Origin of the sequence: Leclercia sp. CFBP8987 (genome assembly GCF_034044995.2) — a bacterium.
GTDB classification, from domain to species: Bacteria; Pseudomonadota; Gammaproteobacteria; order Enterobacterales; family Enterobacteriaceae; genus Enterobacter; species Enterobacter tamurae.
In genome coordinates this window covers 1,944,095-1,957,358 of sequence record NZ_CM188255.1, presented here as the reverse complement: position 1 = coordinate 1,957,358, position 13,264 = coordinate 1,944,095, and the positions used below count along the sequence as shown (strand labels likewise).

Genomic DNA, 13,264 nt, shown 5'->3' with positions numbered 1-13,264 from the left:
TAATTGATTTTACGGCGGGTTTACGGCAGCGCAAAGAAAAAAGGCCGCATCAGCGGCCTTTTTGGTTAGATCATATCACTCTGCTTTGGGTGAAGCGTTTTCGACACGGCTTTTTAACTTCTGGCCGGGTCTGAAGGTCACCACGCGGCGGGCTGTAATGGGAATATCCTCACCCGTCTTCGGGTTACGACCCGGACGTTGATTCTTGTCGCGCAAATCAAAGTTACCAAAGCCGGAGAGTTTTACCTGCTCACCATTTTCCAGAGCGCGACGGATCTCTTCGAAAAACAGCTCAACCAGCTCTTTGGCATCCCGTTTGCTAAGCCCAAGCTTATCAAACAGATATTCGGACATTTCAGCTTTTGTAAGCGCCATAGGTTCAATCCCTCAATGATGCCTGGAATCGCTCTTTTAATGCCTCTACACATTTGGCGACGGTAGCGGCAATCTCCTCTTCTTCGAGTGTACGGCTGGTATCCTGAAGGATCAGGCTGATAGCCAGGCTCTTAAAGCCCTCTGCTACGCCCTTGCCGCGGTACACGTCAAATAAGTTTACGCCAACTACCTGATTTACGCCAACTTTCTTACATTCGGCCAAAATATCTGCGGCAGGCACATTTTCGGCCACTACAACGGCGATATCACGACGGTTCGCCGGGAAGCGAGAAATGTCCTGAGCCTGAGGAATGACGCGGTCTGCGACCTTGTTCCACTCCAGTTCGAACGCCAGCGTACGGCCATTAAGATCCAGCTTGCGCTCCAGCTCCGGGTGCACAACACCAATGAAACCAACGCGTTCACCTTTCAGATAAATCGCGGCGCTCTGGCCCGGATGCAGGGCTGGAATAGCTTCAGCACGGAACTCAATTTCAGACAATTTACCGGTCAGATCGAGCACCGATTCCAGATCGCCCTTCAGGTCATAAAAATCAACGCTGTTTTTGCTCAGATCCCAGTGCTCTTCATAGCGGTTGCCGCAGATAGCGCCTGCCAGCATCAGATCCTGACGGATGCCGAGGTTAGCCTGGGTGTCCGGCACAAAGCGCAGACCGCTTTCGAAGATGCGCACGCGGCTCTGCTGACGGTTCTGGTTGTAGACGATGGTGTTCAGCAGGCCGGTCAGCAGGGACAGACGCATGGCGGACATTTCGCTGGAGATTGGGCTTGGCAGGATCAAGGCTTCCTGGCCCGGGTGGATCAGCTGCTGCACCTTTGGATCAACGAAGCTGTAAGTGATCACTTCCTGATAGCCTTTGTCGTTCAGCATGGTTTTCACACGCTTCAGAGAGAGGTCGGCTTCACGATGTGAACCCATCACCAGGCCAGCCTGCACCGGCTCATCAGGAATGTTGTTGTAGCCGTAAACGCGGGCCACTTCTTCCACCAGATCTTCTTCGATCTCCATATCGAAACGCCAGCTCGGTGCCACGGCGGTCCACTGGTCCTGTCCTTCGGTCACTTCACAGCCCAGACGGCGCAGAATGTCGCTCACCTGCGCATCGGCAATGTGATGACCAATCAGGCGATCCAGCTTGCTGCGACGCAGGGTGATGGTCGCAGGCTTCGGCAGATGGGCTTCGCTGGTGACATCGATCACCGGACCGGCTTCGCCGCCGCAGATGTCGATCAGCAGGCGGGTGGCACGTTCCATCGCTTTGTACTGCAGGGCCGGATCCACGCCACGCTCATAGCGGTGTGACGCATCGGTGTGCAGACCATGACGGCGTGCGCGGCCGGTAATAGACAGCGGGCTGAAGAAGGCACACTCCAGCAGTACGTTCTGGGTTTCATCATTCACGCCGGAGTGGTCGCCGCCGAAGATACCGCCCATCGCCAGGGCTTTGCCGTGATCGGCAATGACCAGGGTGTCGGCATTCAGTTTGGCTTCGCTGCCGTCCAGCAGGACCAGCGTTTCACCCTCTTTCGCCATGCGCACGACGATCCCGCCTTCGATACGATCTTTATCGAACGCGTGCATCGGCTGACCCAGCTCCAGCAGGACGTAGTTGGTTACGTCAACCACCGCATCGATAGAACGGATGCCGCAGCGGCGCAGCTTCTCTTTCATCCACAGCGGCGTTGGCGCCTTAACGTTGATACCTTTCACTACACGGCCCAGGTAGCGCGGACAGGCGTCAGCAGCTTCAACCTGAATTGGCAGGGTGTCGGTGATAGTGGACGCAACAGGGGCGATCTCAGGCGCGTTCAGTGCGGTCTGGTTCAGTACCGCTACGTCGCGGGCCACACCGATAATGCCTAAGCAGTCGGCACGGTTCGGGGTGACGCTGATCTCGATAGTATTGTCGTCGAGCTTCAGGTATTCGCGCAGGTCGGTGCCAATTGGCGCATCCGCTGGCAGCTCAATGATGCCGGAGTGATCGTCGGAAATACCCAGCTCGGAGAAGGAGCACAGCATGCCTTCAGACGGCTCGCCACGCAGTTTTGCCGCTTTGATTTTGAAATCGCCCGGCAACACCGCACCAACGGTGGCCACGGCCACTTTCAGGCCCTGACGGCAGTTTGCCGCCCCGCAGACGATATCCAGCAGGCGTTCGCCGCCCACGTTAACTTTGGTGACACGCAGTTTGTCTGCGTTCGGGTGCTGACCGCACTCCACGACTTCACCGACAACCACGCCGTTAAAGGCGCCGGCAACCGGCTCAACGCCGTCCACTTCCAGGCCTGCCATGGTGATCTGGTTAGAGAGCGCCTCGCTGTCGAGCTCGGTGTTCACCCATTCGCGTAACCACAGTTCACTGAATTTCATTGTTCTGTCCTGCCCTTATTTAAACTGTTTGAGGAAACGCAGATCGTTTTCGAAGAAAGCGCGTAAGTCGGTCACGCCATAACGCAGCATGGTCAGACGCTCCATCCCCATACCGAACGCAAAGCCGGAGTACACTTCCGGGTCAATGCCAACGTTACGCAGGACGTTCGGGTGCACCATGCCGCAGCCCAGCACTTCCAGCCATTTGCCGTTTTTACCCATCACGTCAACTTCTGCGGACGGTTCGGTGAACGGGAAATAGGACGGGCGGAAACGAACCTGCAGATCTTCCTCAAAGAAGTTGTTCAGGAAATCGTGCAGCGTGCCCTTCAGGTTGGTGAAGCTGATGTTTTTATCAACGATCAGGCCTTCCATCTGATGGAACATTGGGGTGTGGGTCTGATCGTAGTCGTTACGATAGACACGGCCCGGGGCGATGATGCGGATCGGCGGCTCCTGCTCCTTCATGGTACGGATCTGCACGCCAGAGGTCTGGGTACGCAGCAGGCGGGTAGCATCAAACCAGAAAGTGTCGTGGTCAGCACGTGCCGGGTGGTGGCCTGGGATATTCAGGGCATCGAAGTTATGGTAATCGTCTTCGATTTCCGGGCCAGTCGCCACGGTAAAGCCGAGCTCACCGAAGAAACTTTCAATACGGTCGATAGTGCGGGTGACCGGGTGCAGACCACCGTTCTCAATACGACGCCCTGGCAGGGAGACATCGATGGTTTCGGCAGCGAGACGTGCGTTCAGCGCGGCGCTTTCCAGCGCGTTTTTACGCTCGTTCAGTACCTGCTGAACCTGCTCTTTGGCTTCGTTAATCACCGCACCTGCAGCCGGGCGCTCTTCTGGCGGCAACTCACGCAGGGTAGTCATTTGAAGGGTCAGGTGCCCTTTCTTGCCCAGATATTCGACGCGGACGTTGTCTAACGCGGCAACATCTGAGGCCTGGTTAATGGCGGCCGTTGCACTGGCAACCAGCTCTGCGAGATGTGACATGGTTTTCCTCGTTATGTAGCGATATTTACAAGCGGCAGATACGAAAAAAGCCTCCATCAGGAGGCTTTCTGGCGCTGTTTTCCGTTTCGTCTTTCACGCGCTAGCCCCCTGATATCAGGTGCTAAAGTAAAAGAAGAAGCGGAAAATAGCAGCATTCATGCTTGCATTACCTTGTATGGTAAGGGACCTAACGCCTTATTGAAAAGGGTCGGCGAAAAATTGTCAACGTTTTGATGCTGTTGAAACGAAAAGAGGGAGCAGAGCTCCCTCTTCAACTGGCTTATGCCAGAGCTGCTTTCGCTTTTTCGACCAGCGCGGTGAACGCTAACTTGTCGAATACTGCGATGTCAGCCAGGATCTTACGGTCGATTTCAACAGAGGCTTTTTTCAGGCCGTTGATGAATTTGCTGTAAGAAATACCGTTCTGACGTGCTGCTGCGTTGATACGCGCAATCCACAGTTGACGGAACTGACGTTTACGTTGACGACGGTCACGGTAAGCGTACTGACCAGCTTTGATAACTGCCTGGAAGGCAACGCGGTATACGCGTGAACGCGCACCGTAGTAGCCTTTGGCTTGTTTCAAAATTTTCTTGTGACGTGCACGGGCAACTACACCACGTTTTACGCGAGCCATATGTGCTCTCCTGTATCTATTCTAATTAAAAAGTTAAAAAACGTTAACGACTTATGCGTACGGAAGGCACGCGATTACCAGGCCCAGATCGCCTTTAGAAACAAGGCCTTTTGGACGCAGGTGACGTTTACGCTTAGTAGATTTTTTGGTCAGAATATGACGCAGGTTTGCGTGCTTACGCTTAAATCCACCACCACCGGTTTTTTTGAAGCGCTTAGCAGCACCGCGTACGGTCTTAATTTTTGGCATTTTAATAACTTCCACTTCGCATTGTTAATAAACGAAACAAAGGCGAACAAAATCTGTGAAGCCTTTCGGCTCCACAGAAATTGCTACTTGAAGGCCTACTGTTTCTTCTTAGGAGCAAGCACCATGATCATCTGGCGGCCTTCGATCTTCGTAGGGAAGGATTCGACTACAGCCAGTTCACTCAGATCGTCGCGGACGCGGTTAAGCACTTCCATGCCGATCTGTTGGTGGGCCATCTCACGACCGCGGAAACGCAGTGTGATCTTGGCCTTATCGCCCTCTTCGAGAAAGCGTATCAGGCTGCGGAGTTTTACCTGATAATCGCCATCGTCGGTACCAGGACGGAATTTGATTTCCTTAACCTGGATAACTTTTTGTTTCTTCTTCTGTTCCTTAGAAGACTTACTCTTTTCATAAAGGAACTTGCCGTAGTCCATGATACGACAAACTGGCGGTTCGGCGTTAGGGCTGATTTCAACTAAATCTACTCCAGCTTCTTCAGCCTTTTCGATCGCTTCTCTCAGACTCACAATCCCCAGTGGCTCACCTTCCAGATCTGTTAAGCGAACTTCCTGGGCGCGAATCTCGCCATTGATACGATTCGGACGTGCCGTTTGAACTCGTTTTCCGCCTTTAATACCTTATTCCTCCAGTTGTTGAAGACTGCGGCTGCGAATCTCTTGTTGCAGCTTCTCAATCACTTCATTTACGTCCAGGCTGCCCAGGTCTTTACCACGGCGGGTGCGAACGGCAACTTTGCCTGCTTCCACCTCTTTATCACCACAGACCAACATATACGGGACACGACGTAAAGTGTGCTCGCGGATTTTAAAGCCAATCTTCTCATTTCTCAAGTCTGCTTTTACGCGAATGCCCGCATTTTGTAGTTTCTGCGTCAATTCTTTAACGTAATCAGCCTGAGAATCAGTAATGTTCATCACTACCACCTGCACTGGCGCAAGCCAGGTTGGGAAGAAGCCCGCGAACTCTTCGGTCAGGATGCCGATGAAGCGCTCCAGTGAACCGAGGATAGCACGGTGAATCATTACCGGCACCTGACGCTCGTTATCTTCGCCAACATAAGAGGCGCTTAAACGCTGCGGCAGGGAGAAGTCCAGCTGTACAGTACCGCACTGCCATGCACGATCGAGACAGTCATACAGGGTAAATTCAATTTTCGGACCGTAGAATGCGCCCTCGCCCAGCTGGTATTCGAACGGGATACCGTTCTCTTCCAGCGCCACGGCGAGATCCGCCTCAGCACGATCCCAGGTCTCATCGCTACCGATACGTTTTTCCGGGCGCGTTGAGAGTTTGACCACGATCTTCTCGAAGCCAAAGGTGCTATACATATCGTAGACCATACGAATACAGGCGTTAACTTCATCACGTACCTGATCTTCAGTACAGAAGATATGCGCATCATCTTGCGTAAAGCCACGCACACGCATCAGACCATGCAGTGCGCCTGATGGTTCATTACGGTGGCAGCTACCGAACTCTGCCATACGCAGCGGCAGATCGCGATAGGATTTCAGACCCTGGTTAAAGATCTGAACGTGCCCCGGGCAGTTCATTGGCTTGATGCAGTATTCACGGTTCTCAGAGGAGGTGGTGAACATCGCATCTTTGTAGTTGTCCCAGTGGCCGGTTTTTTCCCACAGCACACGGTCCATCATGAACGGGCCTTTCACTTCCTGATACTGGTACGCTTTCAGCTTGGAACGCACAAAAGTTTCCAGTTCGCGGAAGATAGTCCAGCCATCGTTGTGCCAGAAGACCATACCCGGCGCCTCTTCCTGCATGTGATACAGGTCGAGCTGTTTACCGATTTTACGGTGGTCACGCTTCGCCGCTTCTTCCAGGCGCTGCAGATACGCGTTCAGGGCTTTTTTGTCAGCCCAGGCGGTACCGTAGATACGCTGCAACATTTTATTGTTGCTGTCGCCACGCCAGTAAGCGCCTGCGGTTTTCATCAGTTTGAAGTGATGGCAGAAGCGCATGTTCGGCACGTGCGGTCCACGGCACATGTCGATGTATTCTTCGTGATGATACAAGCCAGGCTTGTCATCATGAGCAATGTTCTCGTCAAGAATAGTGACTTTGTAGTTTTCGCCACGCTTCACGAAGGTTTCACGCGCTTCGTGCCAGCTGACGGTCTTCTTGATGACGTCGTAGTTGCTCTCAGCCAGCTCGTGCATACGCTTTTCGAGGGCTTCGATATCTTCCTGGGTCAGCGTGTGGTCAAGGTCAACGTCATAGTAGAAACCGTTGTCGATAACCGGGCCGATAGCCATTTTGGTGTTAGGCCACAGCTGCTTGATCGCATGACCGAGCAGGTGAGCGCACGAGTGACGAATGATCTCCAGACCTTCTTCGTCTTTCGCGGTGATGATCGACAGCTTCGCATCGTTTTCAATTAAATCGGAAGCATCAACCAGCGCACCGTCTACGCGGCCAGCAATAGTGGCTTTCGCCAGACCCGGGCCGATATCCAGCGCAACATCCATTGGGCTGACGGCGCGGTCGAAATGGCGTTGGCTGCCATCAGGAAGAGTAATTACAGGCATTTTATGTCCTTATTTGCAGTGATGCCCCACACATAAGAGCATATGCAAAGAAAATAATCTTTAATTTACAGTGAATTGCAAAGCCATCTGACCAACAATCGTCAAATTGGCCCGCAATCATGCACAGGATCGAAATCAGAAAAATGGCAATTTACGATCAGCCTGTTGATGGTAACACTAACGCCAGGGTGAAAACACCCTTACGGGCAGATTGAACGCGTTAGTACTTTTGCATGAGTTTAACGTTGAAATTCAAACAGCTTCTCGCAATACCGGGGGGCTGGGCTATTCTTGAACAGGTCCTTCAACACGCTATGGGGCATATTATGAACGTATCCAGCAGAACAGTCGTTATCCTCAACATTCTTTCTGCCACCGCATTACTCGTGATTCTGGCAGATAAGTTTCACTGGTTTTGAAGCTCATAGTTGCAAGCGCCTGACGCTTTGACATCCCGGCGAAGCGCAATTATTTTTGCTCTTTGGTAAACTACCGCCACCAAAGAACAAGGATGATTTGATGCCGACGAAACGCTTTTCAAAAAAATACTGGAAGATGGTGATTGTGTTAATCACCCTTTGTGCTGCCCTGATGTTATTCCGTTGGGCAGCCATGCTTTGGGGTTAATCTCATCTTCCCTCTTCTGTAAGTTAACGTTGTTACGCTTTTTTGCGTAATCCCAACGAATATAAACTTACGTTTTAATTATCTTTACACAAAATACAGAAATAAAAAAACCGGTACATCAGAATCCGGTTTTTTTTAGCGGCAATAACAACCAGCAAATGAATTTATCGTGTTTGACGAATCAATCAGGACCATTCACCGGCAACCAGTTTATGCACGTCGAACGCGTCATCCATGGATTGCCCGGTAGATTGCGAGCCCGGGGCGATGTTCGATCCGGCTTCTACATCAGAGGCTTTCGTGATGCCAATTTGTGTAGACGTGTCACTGGCAGAGTTATATGCAGAATCAGCGGCAAATGCGCCGAACGACAGTGCAGAAAGCACTATTGCTGCAGAAGCAGTTGTGATTTTATTCATGATGTTTTTCTCTTACTGAATTAATACAGACCAACTTAGAGCAATATCTAACTTGTCCTCATAGTTTAGATCTAGATCACACTTTTGCATAGTCAAAATATTTATCAATTCGTGTCAAATAAACTGAATGTTAACAAAGCGGGGAATTATGGAGAAAATATGGAGATATCGGCTGCGGCTATATTTTAAAACACTGTTTGTTATTTATCAGCACAAAAATTAAAAAACGGGCCAATATATTATTGGCCCGCTGCGATTACATCTTGTAGCCCAGAGAGACGGTAGTTCTGCGATCGGTATGTTCCGGTGCAGAGGCGGGTGGCTCAGAGTTCCAGGTCACATTGTAGGCAACCTTCAGCCCGAAATGGGCGTTAATCGCCACGTTCAGCGCAGTCTCAGAGTTGACGGTAGTGTCGTCAGCGCCAAAGACAGAGACGCCCTGGGTAAATTTGGCGTTATCGGTCATCTGCCAGGCATAGGTCCCGGACGCATAGCCCAGCGGCTGGGTTTCGGTGTCGCCGTCGGTATATTCGTCGTAACGTACACCCGGACCAAATTCAAAGCGGAAGCTGTGTACCGGGCCGTTCAGGAACTGACGACCATAACCGGCCGTTGCTACATCACGCTGGCGATAGCCGTTGTAGCGGTCGGTCAACCAGCTTGCCTGGCCGAAGAGGTAGTCAACGTCAGTCATGTTGTAACGGCTACGCCCACCCACCGCATATTTCTCGGAAGAGCGCTCATCGTTAGATGAGGTATTGCTGGCGTTACCCCACAGCGACCAGGCGGTGCTGGTGCCGTACCAGGTCATAGTGGTGTCAGCGGTCAGGGAGGAGCTTTTGGTATTGCCTGATTGCGCCAGATAACCTGCGTTCAGGTTGCCTTCAAAAGGTTTCTGTGCAGTGGAGGGATCGTCCATGACAGTAAAAACGGAATCATCGGCTGTTGCATGCATTGACGCAAACAGGCCTCCCGCTACCATCATTGCAGCGGGTACTGTCTTTAAAAGCTTCATTTATAAAGAGTCCGTACAACAAAAAAAGAGACCATTACGGTCCCGGAAACTTTCTTGCGGATCAATGCCATGAGATCCCACGAAAGGTAACAAATTATAAAAAGGCTCAAATAACATAGCAATGATTTCTTGTTTCATTTTTGGAATAAGAACGATCTTAAACCAGCCGGTTATTTATAAATAAACGTCAGGGTACGTAACGATATTCATATTTAAAATCATATTGTTATTTACTTTCCCTTCCGCGGGTTAGGTGCCAGGCTTAAGGCTATCCTCATTCAAAGGAGATCAGCATGGATCGTATCTTTACGTTGACGCTCTCCCCTTCTCTGGACAGCGCAACCCTGACGGCACAACTCTATCCTGAAGGTAAACTCCGCTGCAGCGCGCCGGTATTTGAACCCGGCGGCGGTGGGATTAACGTGGCGCGCGCCATTGTGCACCTCGGCGGAAAAGCCACTGCCATTTTTCCCGCGGGCGGCGCCACAGGCGAGCATCTGGTCTCGCTTCTGGCTGATGAGCAAGTCGCCGTGGACACGATTGAGTCCCACGACTGGACCCGGCAAAACCTGCACGTGCATGTTGAATCCACCCACGAGCAGTACCGCTTTGTGATGCCCGGTGCGACGCTGAGCGATGATGAGTTTCGCCAGCTGGAAGAGAAAGTGCTGGCCATCGAGAGCGGCGCACTGCTGGTTATCAGCGGCAGTCTGCCACCCGGGGTCAAAACCGAACGGCTGACGCAGCTGATCCGCGCTGCGCAACAGAACGGTATCCGCTGCATCGTTGACAGCTCCGGGGAGGCCCTCAGCGCCGCGCTGACCCTCGGTAATATCGAGCTGGTGAAACCCAATCAGAAAGAGCTGAGTGCGCTGGTCAATCGCGATCTCAGCCAGCCGGATGACGTGCGCCGCGCCGCTGAAGAGCTGGTGAAAACCGGCAAAGCCCGGCGAGTCGTGGTGTCGCTCGGCCCACAAGGTGCGCTGGCCGTGGATGAGACCGGTTCAGTGCAGGTTGTACCACCGCCGATGAAAAGCCAGAGCACCGTCGGCGCGGGTGACAGCATGGTGGGGGCCATGACCCTGAAGCTGGCGCAGGGTGCCTCCTTACGAGAGATGACCCAATACGGCGTGGCGGCAGGCAGCGCGGCGACCATCAATCACGGTACCCGGCTCTGTTCACTGGATGACACACAGAAAATATTCACTTATCTGACCAATGCGTAATCATGGCCCTCCCGGTGACCCGGCGAGGGCGACAAATGGCATGAATTGTCTATGCTAAAAAAACTTTCGTGATAACAACGAGGTGAATTATGAGCAGTGGAGAGATCGCTCGCTACGTGGTAACCGTCAAAATTCATGAAGACTCGCTGACAGAACTCAATGAAATCAACAACCATCTTACCCGCGGCGGTTTTTTACTGACCATGACCGACGAGGATGGCACGCTGCACGAGCTGGGGACCCATACCTACGGACTGATTAGCGCGTTGAGTGAAGACGAGGTAAAAGCGCTGACCACGGGTCTGGTAGAGAGCGCCACCGGTAAAGCGCCCCAGGTTGAGGTGACGAGCTGGGAAAACTGGCACCAGCAGCAACAATAAATGCCATAGGGTCAACCAAACGGCCCAGATGTGCGTTAGTTCGTGTTTTTTGACCATAGTTTCACGCTAACTTTATGATCTGGCAGACAACATGGGAGAGCTATCATGTGGCAGGCTATCAGTCATCTTTTAAGTGAACAACTGGGCGAAGGTGAAATTGAACTGCGTAACGAGCTGCCAGGGGGCGAGATCCACGCCGCATGGCATCTTCGCTATGCAGGACGCGACCTCTTCGTAAAATGTGATGAACGCGAGCTGTTACCCATCTTCACCGCGGAAGCTGACCAGCTGGAGCTGCTCTCCCGCAGCAAAACTGTCTCTGTCCCCCAGGTCTGGGCCGTCGGCAGCGATCGCGACTACAGCTTTCTGGTGATGGACTACCTCCCTGCCCGTCCGCTCGATGCGCACAACGCTTTTATTCTGGGGCAGCAGATTGCTCGCCTGCATCAGTGGAGCGAGCAGCCGCAATTCGGTCTCGATTTTGACAATGACCTCTCCACCACGCCGCAACCTAACGCCTGGCAACGACGCTGGGCGACCTTCTTTGCTGAACAACGGATCGGCTGGCAACTGGAGCTGGCGGCAGAAAAAGGGCTGGAGTTCGGCAACATCGATGCCATTGTCGATCATATTCAGCAGCGCCTGGCCTCGCACCAGCCGCAGCCTTCGCTGCTACACGGGGATTTATGGTCCGATAACTGCGCGCTGGGCCCGAACGGTCCTTATATCTTCGATCCGGCCTGCTACTGGGGAGACAGGGAGTGCGACTTGGCTATGCTGCCGCTGCATCCTGAACAACCGCCGCAGATTTACGACGGCTATCAGTCGATCTCGCCGTTACCGGCCGGTTTTCTGCAAAGACAGCCGGTGTATCAGCTCTATACCCTGATGAACCGCGCCATTCTGTTTGGCGGCGAGCATCTGGTGACTGCGCAGAGGGCGCTCGAGCGGGTGCTGGCAGCGTAACGCACAGACTGCCGGGCAGCACTGCCCGGCAATGAACGCTTATACCAGCCCGAGGAGGGAAAACAGGAAGTACCCGGCGACGATCATCAGCACCGGCAGCACATAGAGCGTGAAAATTTGCAGGAAAATGGTGTGATTCGGTACCACGATACGCGATTCGATCTGCTCGCGGCTTAACCCCTCTTCTCCTTTCGCATTCTCCAGAATCAGCTGTGCCTCCAGTCCTTCGCGAATCATACGGGTTTGTCGGCGCATCCGCGCCCCTGAAGCCTGCAGCGCCAGGGCAATAAAGATCAGGGCAAAAATAATCCAGAACGCGATATTCATCCCCTGCCGGAAATCGGGCGTCGGAGAGTTGTACCAGAAGAAATTCAGAAACGGCGTGTTAAAGCGCATCATCTCGATCATGACGTGGGCAAAATCCAGCATCACGGCATTGATCCCGGCCTGCTTTTCGCTGTGGTCATAGATAAATTTCAGGACGGAAATAATGGTTGAGATCACTGCCGGGATAAAAATTATCCATCCGGCGATGATCTTCAGTATCGCTACACGTCCAGCTTGTTGATATGTCATCGGTTCCTCGTTTTTAAAATACATCCTTTGAGGCTAAGTCTACCTGCTGGTTGTCATTTTCGCCCGTTCTTTGCAGGCGATATGGTAAATTGCCAGGGTTAGGTAGCCTTTACCTCTGATCAACACCCACGAAAGGAGAAGTTGCATGTCGACGCCGCGTCAAATTCTTGCAGCCATTTTTGATATGGATGGATTACTGATTGATTCCGAGCCGCTCTGGGATCGTGCTGAACTGGATGTGATGGCCAGCCTGGGCGTGGATATCACCCGCCGTCACGAACTGCCGGACACCCTCGGCCTGCGCATCGATATGGTGGTTGAACTCTGGTATGCCCACCAGCCGTGGGTGGGACCGGGCCGTGACGAGGTAACCGACCGCATTATCAACCGGGCCCTGACGCTGGTGGAAGAGAACCGCCCGCTGCTGAAAGGGGCGCGTGAAGCTGTGGCCCTGTGCAAAGCGCAAGGGCTGAAGGTGGGTCTCGCCTCCGCTTCGCCGCTGCATATGCTGGAAAAAGTGCTGATTATGTTTGATCTGCACGATAGCTTTGATGCGCTGGCCTCGGCAGAAAAACTGCCTTACAGCAAGCCGCACCCGCAGGTGTATATGGACTGCGCCGCGAAGCTGGGCGTCGATCCAACCAGCTGCGTGGCGCTGGAAGACTCCGTTAACGGCATGATTGCCAGCAAAGCGGCGCGGATGCGCGCTATCGTCGTCCCCGCTGAAGAGAATCAGCATGATGCCCGTTACGCCCTGGCGGACGTCAAACTGGACTCACTGCAGGCGCTTACTGCGGCCCATCTTCGCGGATAGTTAGCGACCGCGGGTAACG

At 53.0% G+C, this 13,264-nt stretch carries 17 protein-coding genes and 1 other annotated feature; of the genes, 6 read left to right on the top strand and 11 right to left on the bottom strand.

All coding sequences use genetic code 11. From position 1 onward, the window contains the following. Positions 1–75: 75 nt before the first annotated feature. The 8 genes from ihfA to thrS form a co-directional block, all read right to left on the bottom strand. Positions 76–375: an integration host factor subunit alpha gene (ihfA, locus tag SOM40_RS09370; RefSeq protein ID WP_006820203.1), complete on the bottom strand. Its 300-nt coding sequence runs from the start codon at positions 373–375 to the stop codon at positions 76–78. A gap of 4 nt (positions 376–379) precedes the next feature. Beyond that, complete coding sequence (gene pheT / locus SOM40_RS09365) at positions 380–2,767, bottom strand: phenylalanine--tRNA ligase subunit beta (RefSeq protein ID WP_320457008.1); 2,388 nt, start codon at positions 2,765–2,767, stop codon at positions 380–382. 15 nt (positions 2,768–2,782) lie between these two features. After that, the gene (pheS, locus tag SOM40_RS09360; RefSeq protein ID WP_106993635.1) at positions 2,783–3,766 is read right to left on the bottom strand and encodes a phenylalanine--tRNA ligase subunit alpha; all 984 of its coding nucleotides are present in this window, start codon (positions 3,764–3,766) and stop codon (positions 2,783–2,785) included. Between the two features lie 40 nt (positions 3,767–3,806). Then, positions 3,807–3,930 (bottom strand) — a sequence feature (Phe leader region). Then, positions 3,881–3,925, bottom strand: a complete 45-nt coding sequence (gene pheM, locus SOM40_RS09355) for a pheST operon leader peptide PheM (RefSeq protein WP_001386830.1) — start codon at positions 3,923–3,925, stop codon at positions 3,881–3,883. It overlaps the preceding feature by 45 nt. 116 nt (positions 3,931–4,046) lie before the next feature. Continuing rightward, a complete protein-coding gene (gene rplT, locus SOM40_RS09350; protein WP_012017122.1) occupies positions 4,047–4,403 on the bottom strand; it encodes a 50S ribosomal protein L20 in 357 nt (118 codons plus the stop codon). Between the two features lie 51 nt (positions 4,404–4,454). Next, complete coding sequence (gene rpmI, locus SOM40_RS09345; RefSeq protein WP_003030583.1) at positions 4,455–4,652, bottom strand: 50S ribosomal protein L35; 198 nt, start codon at positions 4,650–4,652, stop codon at positions 4,455–4,457. Between the two features lie 95 nt (positions 4,653–4,747). Beyond that, positions 4,748–5,290, bottom strand: a complete 543-nt coding sequence (infC, locus tag SOM40_RS09340; RefSeq protein WP_106993634.1) for a translation initiation factor IF-3 — start codon at positions 5,288–5,290, stop codon at positions 4,748–4,750. Between the two features lie 3 nt (positions 5,291–5,293). Beyond that, positions 5,294–7,222 carry a threonine--tRNA ligase gene (thrS, locus tag SOM40_RS09335; protein ID WP_106993633.1) on the bottom strand — a complete coding sequence of 643 codons (1,929 nt, stop codon included), beginning with the start codon at positions 7,220–7,222 and terminating at the stop codon, positions 5,294–5,296. A gap of 233 nt (positions 7,223–7,455) precedes the next feature. On the opposite strand from thrS, the gene yncL reads away from it, so the two are divergent. Together yncL and yniD are read left to right on the top strand one after the other, a co-directional pair. Next, positions 7,456–7,641, top strand: coding sequence for a stress response membrane protein YncL (gene yncL, locus SOM40_RS09330; RefSeq protein ID WP_312078419.1), 186 nt, complete (start codon positions 7,456–7,458; stop codon positions 7,639–7,641). A gap of 100 nt (positions 7,642–7,741) precedes the next feature. Next, the gene (gene yniD / locus SOM40_RS09325; protein ID WP_225759002.1) at positions 7,742–7,849 is read left to right on the top strand and encodes a small membrane protein YniD; all 108 of its coding nucleotides are present in this window, start codon (positions 7,742–7,744) and stop codon (positions 7,847–7,849) included. A gap of 185 nt (positions 7,850–8,034) precedes the next feature. Here yniD and SOM40_RS09320 read toward each other — a convergent pair whose 3' ends face one another. Then, the gene (locus SOM40_RS09320; protein WP_106993632.1) at positions 8,035–8,268 is read right to left on the bottom strand and encodes a hypothetical protein; all 234 of its coding nucleotides are present in this window, start codon (positions 8,266–8,268) and stop codon (positions 8,035–8,037) included. 256 nt (positions 8,269–8,524) lie between these two features. Further along, complete coding sequence (locus SOM40_RS09315; RefSeq protein ID WP_106993631.1) at positions 8,525–9,283, bottom strand: DUF481 domain-containing protein; 759 nt, start codon at positions 9,281–9,283, stop codon at positions 8,525–8,527. Between the two features lie 293 nt (positions 9,284–9,576). Between SOM40_RS09315 and pfkB the strand changes: the two genes are divergently transcribed. The 3 genes from pfkB to SOM40_RS09300 all read left to right on the top strand — a co-directional run bounded on the left by pfkB (position 9,577) and on the right by SOM40_RS09300 (position 11,855). After that, positions 9,577–10,509 carry a 6-phosphofructokinase II gene (pfkB, locus tag SOM40_RS09310; protein ID WP_320457009.1) on the top strand — a complete coding sequence of 311 codons (933 nt, stop codon included), beginning with the start codon at positions 9,577–9,579 and terminating at the stop codon, positions 10,507–10,509. 89 nt (positions 10,510–10,598) lie between these two features. After that, on the top strand, positions 10,599–10,889 hold the full coding sequence (gene ghoS / locus SOM40_RS09305) for a type V toxin-antitoxin system endoribonuclease antitoxin GhoS (RefSeq protein WP_106993629.1): 291 nt from the start codon (positions 10,599–10,601) through the stop codon (positions 10,887–10,889). A gap of 105 nt (positions 10,890–10,994) precedes the next feature. Beyond that, positions 10,995–11,855: a fructosamine kinase family protein gene (locus SOM40_RS09300; RefSeq protein ID WP_106993628.1), complete on the top strand. Its 861-nt coding sequence runs from the start codon at positions 10,995–10,997 to the stop codon at positions 11,853–11,855. A gap of 39 nt (positions 11,856–11,894) precedes the next feature. On the opposite strand, the gene SOM40_RS09295 is transcribed toward SOM40_RS09300, so the two are convergent. Beyond that, positions 11,895–12,431 (bottom strand): YniB family protein, encoded by a 537-nt coding sequence (locus SOM40_RS09295; RefSeq protein ID WP_106993880.1) that lies wholly within the window; start codon positions 12,429–12,431, stop codon positions 11,895–11,897. A 145-nt stretch (positions 12,432–12,576) separates the two neighbouring features. Between SOM40_RS09295 and hxpB the strand changes: the two genes are divergently transcribed. Beyond that, positions 12,577–13,245, top strand: a complete 669-nt coding sequence (hxpB, locus tag SOM40_RS09290; RefSeq protein WP_106993627.1) for a hexitol phosphatase HxpB — start codon at positions 12,577–12,579, stop codon at positions 13,243–13,245. Positions 13,246–13,264: the final 19 nt, after the last annotated feature.

Bases quoted from the DNA above. Each gene is read 5' to 3' on its own strand.
- rplT (WP_012017122.1), bottom strand. From the start codon at position 4,403: ATGGCTCGCGTAAAACGTGGTGTAGTTGCCCGTGCACGTCACAAGAAA.
- SOM40_RS09295 (WP_106993880.1), bottom strand. From the start codon at position 12,431: ATGACATATCAACAAGCTGGACGTGTAGCGATACTGAAGATCATCGCC.
- hxpB (WP_106993627.1), top strand. From the start codon at position 12,577: ATGTCGACGCCGCGTCAAATTCTTGCAGCCATTTTTGATATGGATGGA.
- pfkB (WP_320457009.1), top strand. From the start codon at position 9,577: ATGGATCGTATCTTTACGTTGACGCTCTCCCCTTCTCTGGACAGCGCA.
- SOM40_RS09300 (WP_106993628.1), top strand. From the start codon at position 10,995: ATGTGGCAGGCTATCAGTCATCTTTTAAGTGAACAACTGGGCGAAGGT.
- SOM40_RS09320 (WP_106993632.1), bottom strand. From the start codon at position 8,268: ATGAATAAAATCACAACTGCTTCTGCAGCAATAGTGCTTTCTGCACTG.
- thrS (WP_106993633.1), bottom strand. From the start codon at position 7,222: ATGCCTGTAATTACTCTTCCTGATGGCAGCCAACGCCATTTCGACCGC.
- rpmI (WP_003030583.1), bottom strand. From the start codon at position 4,652: ATGCCAAAAATTAAGACCGTACGCGGTGCTGCTAAGCGCTTCAAAAAA.
- yncL (WP_312078419.1), top strand. From the start codon at position 7,456: ATGAGTTTAACGTTGAAATTCAAACAGCTTCTCGCAATACCGGGGGGC.
- SOM40_RS09315 (WP_106993631.1), bottom strand. From the start codon at position 9,283: ATGAAGCTTTTAAAGACAGTACCCGCTGCAATGATGGTAGCGGGAGGC.
- pheS (WP_106993635.1), bottom strand. From the start codon at position 3,766: ATGTCACATCTCGCAGAGCTGGTTGCCAGTGCAACGGCCGCCATTAAC.
- pheT (WP_320457008.1), bottom strand. From the start codon at position 2,767: ATGAAATTCAGTGAACTGTGGTTACGCGAATGGGTGAACACCGAGCTC.
- yniD (WP_225759002.1), top strand. From the start codon at position 7,742: ATGCCGACGAAACGCTTTTCAAAAAAATACTGGAAGATGGTGATTGTG.
- ihfA (WP_006820203.1), bottom strand. From the start codon at position 375: ATGGCGCTTACAAAAGCTGAAATGTCCGAATATCTGTTTGATAAGCTT.
- ghoS (WP_106993629.1), top strand. From the start codon at position 10,599: ATGAGCAGTGGAGAGATCGCTCGCTACGTGGTAACCGTCAAAATTCAT.